Here is a 12137-nt window from a genome sequence, read left to right as displayed (position 1 = left end):
GCTAGGGTGGACTGGTCCGCACGGGAGCCCGAGGGACGGGCTGAGAGGGAGCTGCCGCTCCGACCGTGGAACCTGATCCGGGTCATGCCGGCGCAGGGAGCGTGATTCCATGACGAACCTGGCAGTGGTGGGCGGCGGCGTGATCGGCCTGTCCACGGCGTGGCGCGCGGCCGCGAACGGCCACGAGGTCACCCTCTACGACCCCGAACCCGTCCGCGGCGGCGCGTCCTGGCTGGCCGGCGGCATGCTCGCCCCGGTCACGGAGGCCTGGCCGGGCGAGGAAGACGTCCTGCGCCTCGGCGAAGAATCGCTGAAGCGCTGGCCCGGCTTCGCGAGCGACCTGGCGCACGAAGGTCTCGACCCCGGCCTGGCCGAACACGGCACGCTCGTCGTCGCCTTCGACAGCGCCGACGCCGGCTACCTGGACATCCTGGCCAGCCACCTGCACCGCATCGGCCGCGCGGCCGACCGGCTCACCGGCCGGGAGACCAAGCGCCTCGAACCGGGGGTCGGCTCTGTCCGAAGTGGACTCCACGTGCCCGGCGACCTGGCCGTGGACAACCGGAAACTCCTCCAAGCCCTGTACGCCGCCGGCCAGAAGCGAGAAGTCCGGTTCGTCCGCGAACGCGTGGAACGGATCCCGGACGCCGAAGCCGTCGTGCTCGCCGCCGGCGCCTGGACCGGGCGGCTGCACCCGCAGCTGGCTGACGCCGTCCGCCCGCTCAAGGGCGAGATCCTCCGGCTCCGGCCCCGCCGCGGCTGCCTGCCGCCGCCGACTCGGACGGTCCGGGCCGTCGTCGAGGGGAAGCCGATCTACCTCGTCCCGCGCGGCGACCAGGAGCTCGTCCTCGGCGCGACGCAGTACGAAGCGGGCTTCGACCAGGCCGTCACCGCGCGCGGCGTGCGCGAGCTGATCGAAGGCGCCGAACGCGTCTTCCCCGCGATCACCGAGTACGAGCTGGCCGAGACCGCCGCGGGCCTGCGGGCCGGCAGCCGGGACGTGCTGCCGTACGTCGGCGTCCTGGACGACGGCGTCTTCGCCGCCACCGGGCACCACCGCAACGGCCTGCTGATGGCCCCCGTGACCGCGGACGCGGTGGTCGCCTGGCTCGGGGGTGAGAAGCCGCCCGAAGGCGTCGAAGCGGCTTCACCCGCCCGCCTGCACCAGAAGGAGCACGTGTGATGGAGATCAAGCTCAACGGGAAGTGGACGGAGTTCCCGGACGGCGCCACCGTCGCCGACGTCCTCGACGCGGCGGGCGGGCAGCGGCCCGGCATCGCCGTCGCGGTCGACGGCGTCGTCGTCCGCCGCGGCGACTGGGCGGCCACCACCGTGCCCAAGGGCGCGGGCGTCGACGTGCTCACCGCGGTCCAGGGAGGCTGAAGTGGACGAAGAACCGCTGGTCATCGGCACCGCCAAGCTGACGTCCCGGCTGATCATCGGCACCGGCGGCGCGGCCAACCTCGCCGTGCTGGAACGGGCGCTGGTCGCGTCCGGCACCGAGCTGACCACCGTCGCCATGCGCCGCGCCGACGCCGAAGGCGGCTCAGGCGTCCTCGAACTCCTGAGAAGGCTTGGGATCGAGCTGCTACCGAACACAGCCGGCTGCCGCACGGCCGCCGAAGCCGTGCTCACCGCGCAGCTCGCGCGGGAGGCGCTCGGTACCGATCTGATCAAGCTCGAGGTGCACGCCGACGACCGGACGCTGCTGCCGGACCCGTTCGAGACCCTCGACGCCGCCGAGCGGCTGGCCGCCGACGGGTTCACGGTGTTCGCCTACACGAACGACGACCCGGTGCTCGCGCTGCGGCTGGAGGAGGCGGGCTGCGCCGCCGTCATGCCGCTGGGCGCGCCGATCGGTACCGGCCTCGGCATCCGGAATCCGCACAACATCGAGCTGATCGTTTCGCGGGCGGGCGTGCCGGTGATCCTGGACGCCGGAATCGGCACGGCGTCGGACGCGACGCTGGCGATGGAGCTCGGCTGCGACGCCGTCCTGCTGTCGACGGCCGTCACCCGGGCGGCGGACCCGGAGCGGATGGCCGCCGCCATGCGCTCGGCTGTCGTCGCCGGTCACCTGGCCAGGAGCGCGGGGCGCGTGCCGCAGCGCTTCTGGGCGAAGGCGTCGAGTCCACCCCGGTGAACCCGGGTGGCTTCACGCCGAGCGCGCAGGGCGAGCCCGTAAGGTGGACGGCACTTTCCGGCGCATCCGCGGCGGGGCAGGGCAGAAGGAGCCAGCCGTGACGAGCACATCGGTCCAGGACGTCTCGGGCAGGTTGTACCTGGCCGTCGGCAGGCTGTCCCGGTCGCTGCGGCAGGCCGGCGTGCCCGGCCCCGGCCACGGCGCCATCTCGGCCCTCGCGACGCTGGTGATCTCCGGGCAGCTGCGCTTGGGCGACCTCGCCGCGAAGGAGGGCGTCGCCGCAGCGACGATGTCGCGGATCATCGCGTCCCTGGTCGAGGCGGGGTACGTCAGCCGCGAGTCCGACCCGGTCGACCGCCGGGCGTGGCTGGCGAAGGCGACCGAAGAGGGCGAGCGGCTGGTGTCCGGCGTCCGGTCGACGCGGGTGCAGGAGCTGAACCGCCGTCTCGACCGCTTGACCCCCGAGCACCGCGAAGCCCTCACGGCGGCGCTCCCGGCGCTCGAGGCCCTGATCGCGGACGACTGAGCTAGTCCGCGAGCCGTCAGCGGTTCGCCGATGTCCCGGCCGAACTCGGTCAGTCCGTAGGAGATCAGCACCCGGACGCCCCACCGGCTGGTGACGTGGCCGACGACGTCCCGGGCGACGCAGTCGGTGTGAAACACCTCCGCCTTGTGGTGGGCCGGGTCCGTCCGCGCGCGGCGGGTCGTCGCCGCGCCCCCGCGGACATCGCCGCGGCCTGCCTGCTGGACGACCGCTACACCGGCGGCACCTACGAGCTGACCGGACCGGAGGTGATCACCCCACGCGGGCAGGCGGCCATCGAAGCCGCTCTCGGCGCTCCCAGCGCGGCTGAACCGCGCGTCAGCCCGGACGTCGAACGGGTCCTCGGCGGCCTGCGCGCTCCTTCGCCGAGTGGGTCGCGCGCAACGTCGCCGCGTTCCGCTAAGCGGCGGTCCGGCGCAGCTCGGCGAGCTCCGCGCGCAGGGCCCGGAGCTCGTCGAGGATCTCCTGGTTCGCCGCGGCCTGGGTTTCGGCCTGCTTCGCCTCTTCCTCGCGGATGTCCTGGCGCAGCTCGTCTTCCATGCCGCTGACCACCACGGCGATGAACAGGTTCAGCACCGCGAAGCTCGACACCAGGATGTAGACGACGAAGAAGATCCAGGCCATCGGCGCCTGTTCCATGATCGTCTTCGCGATGTCCGGCCACGCCTCGCCGGTCATCACCTGGAACAGCGTGAACAGCGACGTGCCGAGATCGCCGAAGTCGCCCGGGTCGATGGCGCCGAACAGCTTCGTCGCCATCACCCCGGCCACGAAGATGATCAGCGCCAGCAGGGCGGCGATCGAGGCCATGCCGGGGATCGCGGCGAGCAGGCCCGAGACGACCTTGCGCATCGACGGCACGACCGAGATCAGCCGCAGCACCCGGAGCACGCGCAACGACCGCAGGACGGCGAACGGCCCGGTCGCCGGGATCACCGCGATGCCGACGACGAGCAGGTCGAAGACGTTCCAGTTGTCGCGGAAGAAGCCGCCGCGGTAGGCGTAGAACTTCGCCAGCAGCTCGGCGACGAAGATGCCGAGCGCGACGTGGTCGAGGACGTGCAGGAGGTCGCCGTAGCCGGCCATGAGGGACGTCGACGTCTCCATGCCCAGGGCGACCGCGTTGAAGACGATCACGGCGATGATGAAGTTCTGGAAGCGGCGGTCTTCGAGGACCTTCGCCACGCGCTCGCGTCCGGTCAAGGCCGCCCCCTGCTTGGTTCAAGGATCAGTAAACGCAGGGATGGTAACCGGGCTTGTACTCAGCGCTCCTCGGGTGCCAGCCGCCAGAAGGCCGAGACCGGGCCGACCTTCGCTCCCATCGGGTAGGCGTGCTCGACCGCGTGGGAGACGAACCACTTGCCGTACCGCGCGGCCTCGACGACCGGCATGCCCTTCGCCAGCCCCGCCGTCAGCGCCGACGCCATCGTGTCGCCCGCGCCGTGCGTGTGCGGCGTCGCGTAGCGCTTGCCCGGCAGCTCCACGAACGTCGAGCCGTCGAACAGCAGGTCCACGCACTCCGGGTCGGCCTGCAGGTGGCCGCTCTTGACCAGGACGTACCGCGGGCCCATCCGGTGCAGGACCACCGCCGCCGCGTGCATGCCGTCGCGGTCGGTCACCGTCATGCCGGTGAGGAGCCGGACCTCGTCGAGGTTGGGCGTGAGCACCGTCGCGCGCGGGAGCAGCTCGTCGCGCAGGGCGTGCAGGCCCGCTTCGTCGAACAGCGGGTGGCCGTGCATCGACGCCGCGACCGGGTCGACGACGAACGGGATCTTCTCGTCGCGCCCGATCTCCGCGCGGTCGCACGCGGCCGCGACCGCGTGGATGATCTCGGCCGACGCCAGCATGCCCGTCTTGGCCGCGCCGACGCCCATGTCCGCCGCGACCGCCTCGATCTGCCCGGCCACGATGTGCGGCGGCAGGTCGGCGCGGTCGTGCACGCCGAGCGTGTTCTGGACGGTGACGGCGGTGACCGCGACCAGGCCGTGCACGCCGCACGTCAGGAACGTGCGCAGGTCCGCCTGCAGCCCGGCGGCGCCGCCGGAGTCCGACCCCGCGATGGTCAACGCCGAAGGAATCATGGTTTTCCCGACTTCTGGTCTAGGCCAATCAGCCTCTTTTGCTTCATCAACAGTCAACCACGGTGAGACATTGTGAAGGTTACTCACGTTCGAAGGAGCCTGGATGAAGCTCTTCTCGGTGGCAATCCTCACGGCGGCGCTCGCGCTCTCGGGGGCGACGGCGGCGCACGCGGACAGCCCGAAGCTTTCCCACGTCACCACGGTCGGCGTGCACAACACGTACGACCCGGCGGCCTACGACTACCTGGCCCAGGCGCTCGACGCCGGCTCGTCGCTGATCGAGCTGGACGTCTGGCCGGACTTCTTCACCCACGAGTGGAAGGTCAGCCACTCGAACCCGTTGGGGAACAACAACAACTGCGTCGCGGCCACGTCGGCGGCGCAGCTGTACACCGGCGGCAAGAACAAGAACCTCGAGTACTGCCTCGACGACATCCGGATCTGGCTGGCCGCCCACCCCGGGCACACGCCGATCACGCTCAAGCTCGAGATGAAGACGGGCTTCTCGGCCAACACCGGCATGGGCCCGGCGCTGCTCGACGCGACGTTCAAGGCGCATCTCGGCAGCGTCGCGTTCCGCCCGGCCGAGCTGCTCGGGAGCTACGCCACGCTCGACGACGCGTCCAAAGCGGACAAATGGCCGTCGGTGGACGCGTTGCGGGGCCGGGTGATCACCGAGATCATCCCGGGCACGGTCGAGGAGGGGAACCCGACCGACACGCTGCACACCGACGTGGAGTACGCGCAGTACCTGGTCGGGCTCAAGAACGCGGGCAAGCTCGGCGACGCGAACATCTTCCCGACCGTGCACGGCGCGGCCGGCGGTGACCCGCGGGACAAGTACACCGCCGACCTCAAGCCGTGGTTCGTGGTGTTCGACGGCGACGCGAACGCGTGGGTGACGCAGACCGGGCCGTGGTGGTACGACGCCAACCACTACTACCTGGTGATGACCGACGGGCAGAACGTCGCGCCGGCCATCGACGCCCACAACCCGACGGTCGAGCAGGCCAACCAGCGCGTCGCCGACCTGGCGAAGCAGCACGCGTCGGTGATCACCTCGGACTGGACCGGGTTGACGACGGTGCTGCCCCAGGTGCTCGCCCGCGGTTAGCCGGTCGGCACGAGCTCGCCGGCCGGATCCACCTTCGGCCGGCCGGCCTCGATCAGTTCGACGAGGCCGGCCGGCCCGCCGTGGACTTCATCGCCTTCCCGGACGCCGGTCGCGCCGAAACCGGCCTACGACCCGCGGTCCGGCCGGTCGCGCTCGCGCAGGACACGGGCGCGGTGGTCGAGGAGTTCCACGCACTCCTTGAGATCCGGCACTGGCGTCATACCGCACTTCTCGCGCAGGAAGTGCAGCGCGCGGATGTTGAGCCCCCGGCCGGTCAGCGCGTCGAACTCGGCTTGCACGCCGCCGGGAAGGGCCCGCCAGAACTCCTCGGTCGTCACCTGGCCAGTCTGGCAGCGGGGCCTCCGGTGTGCGCGTGATTTACCGGCTCAGCACCCAGAACGGCGAGACGGGCCCGACACCCGCGCCCAGCGGATAAGCCTCCGCCACGCACCTTTCGATGAACTTCTTCCCCGCCGCCACCGCGTCCGGCACCGAAGCGCCCTTCGCCAGCCACGACGTGATCGACGACGCCAACGTGTCGCCGCCGCCGTGGGTGTTCTCCGTCTTGTACCGCGGTCCGCTGAGGGAGATGTACTCGCGGCCGTCCGAAAGCAGGTCCACGCAGTCCGTCGTCCCCTGCATGTGGCCGCCCTTGACGAGGACCCAGCGGGAGCCGAACTCGAGCAGCGCGTCGGCCGCCGCGCGCTGGGATGCCTTGTCGGACACCGAAATGCCCGTCAGCAGGCCGACCTCGTCCAGGTTCGGCGTGATCAGCGTCGCGCGGGGGAACAGCTCCGTGCGGATCGCCTCCAGGGCGTCCTCGCGCAGCAGCGAATGGCCGGTCATCGACGCCGCCACCGGGTCGACCACCAGCGGGAAGTCGAAGCCGGTCTCGTCGAGGGTCTTCGCGACCGCGCGGATGATCTCGGCCGTCGCGAGCATGCCCGTCTTGGCCGCGTCGACGCCCATGTCCGACGCCACCGCCTTGATCTGCGCGGTGACGACGTCGGCCGGGATCTCCGTGAAACCCTGCACGCCCAACGAGTTCTGCACGGTGACCGCCGTCAGCGCCACCAGCCCGTGGACGCCGTGCGCGAAGAACGTCCGCAGGTCCGCCTGGATGCCCGCACCACCGCCGGAGTCCGATCCGGCGATGGTGAGGGCGGTCGGCGGTGTCACGGTTGCACCACGGGCAGGTACACCTGGCCGCCGGACTCGGTGAACTCCGCGGACTTCGAAGCCATGCCGGCCTCGATGGCCTCCACAGTGGACAGACCGTGCTCCTCGGCGTACTTGCGGACGTCCTGCGTGATCCGCATCGAGCAGAACTTCGGGCCGCACATCGAGCAGAAGTGCGCGGTCTTGGCCGGCTCGGCGGGCAGCGTCTCGTCGTGGAACGAGCGCGCGGTGTCCGGGTCGAGCGAGAGGTTGAACTGGTCGTTCCAGCGGAACTCGAACCGCGCCTTCGACAGCTCGTCGTCCCACTCCTGAGCGTACTTGTGCCCCTTGGCCAGGTCCGCGGCGTGGGCGGCGATCTTGTACGTGATCACGCCCGTCTTGACGTCGTCGCGGTTCGGCAGGCCGAGGTGCTCCTTCGGCGTGACGTAGCACAGCATCGCCGTGCCGTACCAGCCGATCTGGGCCGCGCCGATGGCCGACGTGATGTGGTCGTACGCGGGCGCGATGTCCGTCGCGAGTGGACCGAGGGTGTAGAACGGCGCCTCGTCGCAGAGCTTCTCCTCGAGCTCGACGTTCTCCTTGATCTTGTGCATCGGCACGTGGCCGGGGCCCTCGATCATCACCTGGACGTCGTGCGAACGCGCGATGTGCGTGAGCTCACCGAGGGTTTCCAGCTCGGCGAACTGGGCGCGGTCGTTGGCGTCGGCGATCGAGCCGGGACGCAGGCCGTCGCCGAGGGAGAACGTGACGTCGTACTGCCGCAGGATCTCGCAGAGTTCCTCGAAGTGCGTGTACAAAAAGGACTCTTGGTGGTGCGCGAGGCACCACGCGGCCATGATCGACCCGCCGCGGCTGACGATGCCGGTGACGCGCCGGGCGGTCAGCGGGATGTAGCGCAGCAGCACGCCGGCGTGCACGGTGACGTAGTCGACGCCCTGTTCGCACTGTTCGATGATCGTGTCGCGGTAGATCTCCCACGACAGCTTTTCCGGTTCGCCGTCGACCTTTTCCAGCGCCTGGTAGATCGGCACGGTGCCGACCGGGACCGGCGAGTTGCGGACGATCCACTCGCGCGTCTCGTGGATCCGCTTGCCGGTGGAGAGGTCCATGATCGTGTCGGCGCCCCAGCGGGTCGCCCACACCATCTTGTCGACCTCTTCCTCGACCGACGACCAGACGGCCGAGTTGCCCATGTTGGCGTTGATCTTCACGAGGAAGTTCTTGCCGATGATCATCGGCTCGGACTCGGGGTGCTTGCGGTTGACCGGGATCACCGCGCGGCCGCGGGCCACCTCGTCCCGCACGAACTCCGCGGAAACCCGTTCGCGGGCCGCGATGTACTCCATTTCGCGGGTGATGACGCCCTGCTTGGCCCAGCCGAGCTGGGTGTTGTGCTCGCGGCCGTCGGCCCAGCCGGCGCGCAGCCGGTGCAGTCCACTGTGGACGTCGATCGAAGCTTCCGGATCCGTGTACGGCCCCGAAGTGTCGTAGACGTCGAAGTGCTCACCGTTCGAGAGGTCGATCCGGCGCGCGGGAACCCGCAATCCGGATTCCGTCTGGTGGTAAACCTTGTGCGAACCGGTGATCGGACCCGTGGTGACGGAGACGTGCTTGTTTTCCAAAGTCGTCAACGACTTTCACTCCCTACGCCGGCATTACCCGGTCAGGTTCATGCGGTCGGTGACGCCTGCGAAACGCAAGTCACCCTCTCAGCCCGCCATGGCGCGAGCTCCCGCGTTGGTGTTGTGCCACCGACCATGCCACGCCGGAGCGCGATACTCAAGTCACCCGACCAACTCGGCCGGAGTGGCGTACACGTCGACCATGGCGCCGTTGCGCAGCACGGTGATCGGCAGTGCGGTGCCGATCACCTCCGCGAACAGCTGACGCTGGATGCCCTGGGCGTCCGAGACGCGGGTGCGGCCGACGGTCAGCACGAGGTCGCCCGCCTTGAGGCCCGCCCGGTCCGCGGGGCCGCCGGAGACGACTTCGTGCACCCGCAGCCCGGCGCTCTGCCCGGTGCGCTCGGCGATGTCGTCCGGCAGCGGCGCGGGCACGCCGACGACGCCGAGGTACGCGCGCCGCACCCGGCCTTCGACGACCAGCGTGTCGATGATCCGCCGGGTCGTCGCGTTGATCGGCACCGCGAGCCCGAGCCCGAACCCGGCCACGGCGGTGTTGATCCCGACGACGCGGCCGGCGGAGTCGGCGAGCGCGCCGCCGGAGTTGCCCGGGTTGAGGGCGGCGTCGGTCTGGATGACGTCCTCGATCACCCGCCCGGCGCGGCCGTGGCGCACCGGCAGCGCCCGGCCGAGCGCGCTGACGACGCCGGCGGTGACGGTGCCGGAGAACCCGAGCGGGCTCCCGATGGCGACGACGAGCTGCCCGACGACGAGCCGGTCGGCATCGCCGAGCTGCGCCGCCGACGGCGTCTCGCCGCGCGCCCGCAGCACGGCCAGATCGGACAGCGGGTCGGCACCGACGACGTCGACGGGCACTTCGCTGCCGTCGGCGAAGGTCGCGACGCCGCGGCGGTGGTCGGCGACGACGTGGGCGTTGGTGAGCAGGTGGCCATCGTCGGCGAAGACGACGGCCGACCCGCTCCCGCGCGCGAGCTGAACCCCGGCGACGTGCGGGGTGACGGTCTTGGCGACGGTGCTGACCGCGCGCGAGTAGGCGTCCATCGCGTCTTCCATGAGGGCACCTCGATTACACCGTTGCAGGTACTTCAAGTGTGCGCCGGGAAATCGGGGAAGTCGGTTCGCTGTTCGTGAACCGCCGACCGGACCAGTGACGGTCAGTGGTTCACCGGATCGGACCATGCGCCGGTGAAGATTCGGCGGCAGACTCCCAAAGCGCTTCTGTAACGGTGCAGAAGCGATCTTCTGTGGGGTTGATATGCGCAAACTCATGTTCGGCGCCCTCGCCGGGCTGCTGGTCACCGGCCTGATCCCGGGGATCGCGGCGGCCCAGGGCGAGGCTCCCGGCGCCCCGGGTGCCCATCCCAGCTGGCTGCCCGCGAACAAGACCGGCTTCGGCACGGCGCACGACCGGGCCGGCAACGTCTGGTTCACCCTCCAAGGTGGCCAACTGTCCGAGGTCTACTACCCGGACCTGTCGACGCCGAGCGTCCGCTCGATGAACTTCGTCGTCACGGACGGCCGGAGCTTCGCCGTCACCGACTACACCGCGAAGTCCCAGCAGGTCCGGCGGACCGACGACGACAGCCTGACCTACGAGCAGACCATCACCGACGACCAGCACCGCTGGCGCCTGCGCAAGACGTACGTCACCGACCCGGCCGCCACGACCGTGCTGGTGGACGTCGACTTCCAGTCGCTCACCGGGCGGCCGTACCAGCTCTACGCGGTCGCCGACCCGGACCTGACCAACGACGGCTCGGACGACTCCGCCGCGCGAAAGGGCGACGCCGTCACCGCGCAGGACGCGAGCAACGCCGCCGCGCTCACCGCCAAGCCCGCCTTCACGAAGACGAGTGTCGGCTACGCGGCCGCGTCCGACGGGAACACGCAGCTCACGAAGACCTTCAAGCTGAACTCCTACGACACCGCCGCCAAGGGCAACGTCGTGCTGACCGGGCAGACGAACGCCGACGGCGTCCGCAACCGGCACGTCACCCTCGCCCTCGGCATGGGCGCGAAGGCCGCCGACGCGCTCGGCAACGCGCAGGCGTCGCAGCGACGCGGCTTCCGCGACGTCGCACGCGCGTACGACCGCGGGTGGGAGCAGTACCTGCGCGGCGTCAGCAAGCCGCCGTCGTCGCTGAAGACCGACGCCGAGCGCGACCTCTACAAGGCGTCGATGCTGACGCTCGCCGCGAGCGAGGACAAGCACCACCCCGGCGCCTTCATCGCGTCGCCGAGCATGCCGTGGCGCTTCGGCAACAACGACCCGGAGTGGTCGCCGTCCGGCACCTACCACCTGGTCTGGCCGCGCGACCTCTACCAGATCGCGACCGGCCTGGCCGCCGGCGGCGACACGGCCGCCGCGAACCGCGCGGTGTCCTACATGTTCGGCACGCAGCAGCAGCCCGACGGGCACCTGCCGCAGAACAGCCGCGTCGACGGCGTGCCGTACTGGACGTCGGTCCAGCTCGACGAAACCGCTTTCCCGATCGTGCTGGCCCAGCAGCTCGGCCGCACCGACCTGTGGCCCGGCGTCAAGAAGGCCGCCGACTTCATCCTCGGCTACCGGGGCCCGAACGGGCAGGCTTCGCCGTACACCCAGCAGGAGCGCTGGGAAGAGCAGGACGGCTGGTCCCCGTCGACCATCGCGTCGGTGATCGCCGGACTGGTCTGCGCGGCGGACCTCGCCTCGCACAGCGGCGCGGCCGCCGACGCCGCCCGGTACCTCGCCGCGGCCGACAAGATGAAGGCCGACCTGCCCAAGCAGACGATCACCACGAACGGGCCGCTGTCGAAGGACCCGTACTTCGTCCGCTTGACCAAGGACGCCAACGCGAACGCGGGGACGACGTACAACCTCGGCAACTCGAGCGTGACGATGGACCAGCGCGCGGTCACCGACGCGGGCTTCCTCGACCTCGTCCGGCTCGGCGTCTACCGCGCGGACGACCCGGTGATCCGCAACAGCGTGCGCGCCACCGATAAGGAGATCGCCTTCACGACGCCGACCGGCCAGTTCTGGCACCGGTACACGAAGGACGGCTACGGCGAGCAGGCCGACGGTTCGCCGTGGGACTACACGTTCCCGGCCGGAAGCCGCACGACGTTCGGCCGGCTGTGGCCGCTGCTGGCCGGCGAGCGCGGCGAGTACGAGCTGACGCTCGGCGACCCGGCCTCGGCCGCGCGGCGGCTGCGTGACCTCGGCCGGGTGAGCAGCTCGGCGGAGACCATGCCGGAGCAGGTGTGGGACGAGAACCCGCCGTCGGGCCAGACGGGCTTCCCGACCGGGACGCCGAACACGTCGGCGACCCCGCTGGCCTGGACGCACGCCCAGTACGTCCGGCTCGCCTGGGACGTCGAGGCGGGTTCGGTGCTGGAGACGCCGAAGGTGGTCCGCTGCCACTTCCTCGGCTGCTGACCGCTCGTGAAA

12 protein-coding genes and 2 riboswitches are annotated in these 12137 nt (G+C 70.6%); of the genes, 6 read left to right on the top strand and 6 right to left on the bottom strand.

Annotated elements, in window-relative coordinates; all coding sequences use genetic code 11:
* Positions 1 to 10 precede the first annotated feature (10 nt).
* Positions 11 to 116, top strand: a riboswitch (TPP riboswitch).
* The 4 genes from thiO to ACZ7OH_RS13050 all read left to right on the top strand — a co-directional run bounded on the left by thiO (position 110) and on the right by ACZ7OH_RS13050 (position 2669).
* Positions 110 to 1183, top strand: a complete 1074-nt coding sequence (gene thiO, locus ACZ7OH_RS13065) for a glycine oxidase ThiO (protein ID WP_470281005.1) — start codon at positions 110 to 112, stop codon at positions 1181 to 1183. Its footprint overlaps the riboswitch before it by 7 nt.
* Positions 1183 to 1383, top strand: a complete 201-nt coding sequence (thiS, locus tag ACZ7OH_RS13060) for a sulfur carrier protein ThiS (protein WP_400895877.1) — start codon at positions 1183 to 1185, stop codon at positions 1381 to 1383. Before thiO ends, thiS begins: the two co-directional genes overlap by 1 nt.
* A 1-nt stretch (position 1384) precedes the next feature.
* Positions 1385 to 2143, top strand: coding sequence for a thiazole synthase (gene thiG / locus ACZ7OH_RS13055; protein ID WP_470281004.1), 759 nt, complete (start codon positions 1385 to 1387; stop codon positions 2141 to 2143).
* A 97-nt stretch (positions 2144 to 2240) separates the two neighbouring features.
* A complete protein-coding gene (locus tag ACZ7OH_RS13050; RefSeq protein ID WP_364452288.1) occupies positions 2241 to 2669 on the top strand; it encodes a MarR family winged helix-turn-helix transcriptional regulator in 429 nt (142 codons plus the stop codon).
* Between the two features lie 417 nt (positions 2670 to 3086).
* Here the strand turns inward: ACZ7OH_RS13050 and ACZ7OH_RS13045 are convergent, their stop codons facing one another.
* Complete coding sequence (locus ACZ7OH_RS13045; RefSeq protein WP_470281003.1) at positions 3087 to 3890, bottom strand: ion transporter; 804 nt, start codon at positions 3888 to 3890, stop codon at positions 3087 to 3089.
* Positions 3891 to 3949: 59 nt separating this feature from the next.
* On the bottom strand, positions 3950 to 4768 hold the full coding sequence (thiD, locus tag ACZ7OH_RS13040; RefSeq protein ID WP_470281002.1) for a bifunctional hydroxymethylpyrimidine kinase/phosphomethylpyrimidine kinase: 819 nt from the start codon (positions 4766 to 4768) through the stop codon (positions 3950 to 3952).
* Between the two features lie 103 nt (positions 4769 to 4871).
* Here thiD (ACZ7OH_RS13040) and ACZ7OH_RS13035 point away from each other — a divergent pair, with 103 nt between their 5' ends.
* Positions 4872 to 5882: a phosphatidylinositol-specific phospholipase C domain-containing protein gene (locus ACZ7OH_RS13035; protein WP_470281001.1), complete on the top strand. Its 1011-nt coding sequence runs from the start codon at positions 4872 to 4874 to the stop codon at positions 5880 to 5882.
* Between the two features lie 125 nt (positions 5883 to 6007).
* Here ACZ7OH_RS13035 and ACZ7OH_RS13030 read toward each other — a convergent pair whose 3' ends face one another.
* From ACZ7OH_RS13030 to ACZ7OH_RS13015, 4 genes are all read right to left on the bottom strand, one after another.
* Positions 6008 to 6220 (bottom strand): hypothetical protein, encoded by a 213-nt coding sequence (locus ACZ7OH_RS13030; protein ID WP_470281000.1) that lies wholly within the window; start codon positions 6218 to 6220, stop codon positions 6008 to 6010.
* A gap of 40 nt (positions 6221 to 6260) precedes the next feature.
* Positions 6261 to 7061, bottom strand: a complete 801-nt coding sequence (thiD, locus tag ACZ7OH_RS13025; protein WP_470280999.1) for a bifunctional hydroxymethylpyrimidine kinase/phosphomethylpyrimidine kinase — start codon at positions 7059 to 7061, stop codon at positions 6261 to 6263.
* Positions 7058 to 8692 carry a phosphomethylpyrimidine synthase ThiC gene (thiC, locus tag ACZ7OH_RS13020; protein ID WP_470280998.1) on the bottom strand — a complete coding sequence of 545 codons (1635 nt, stop codon included), beginning with the start codon at positions 8690 to 8692 and terminating at the stop codon, positions 7058 to 7060. Before thiC ends, thiD (ACZ7OH_RS13025) begins: the two co-directional genes overlap by 4 nt.
* Positions 8686 to 8807: riboswitch (TPP riboswitch) on the bottom strand. Its footprint overlaps the gene before it by 7 nt.
* 38 nt (positions 8808 to 8845) lie before the next feature.
* Positions 8846 to 9757 carry a S1C family serine protease gene (locus ACZ7OH_RS13015; RefSeq protein ID WP_470280997.1) on the bottom strand — a complete coding sequence of 304 codons (912 nt, stop codon included), beginning with the start codon at positions 9755 to 9757 and terminating at the stop codon, positions 8846 to 8848.
* Positions 9758 to 9959: 202 nt separating this feature from the next.
* On the opposite strand from ACZ7OH_RS13015, the gene ACZ7OH_RS13010 reads away from it, so the two are divergent.
* Complete coding sequence (locus ACZ7OH_RS13010) at positions 9960 to 12125, top strand: glycoside hydrolase family 15 protein (RefSeq protein ID WP_470280996.1); 2166 nt, start codon at positions 9960 to 9962, stop codon at positions 12123 to 12125.
* Positions 12126 to 12137: the final 12 nt, after the last annotated feature.

This window comes from Amycolatopsis sp. NPDC114478, assembly GCF_055633805.1.
This window is presented reverse-complemented; position numbering and strand designations above follow the sequence as displayed.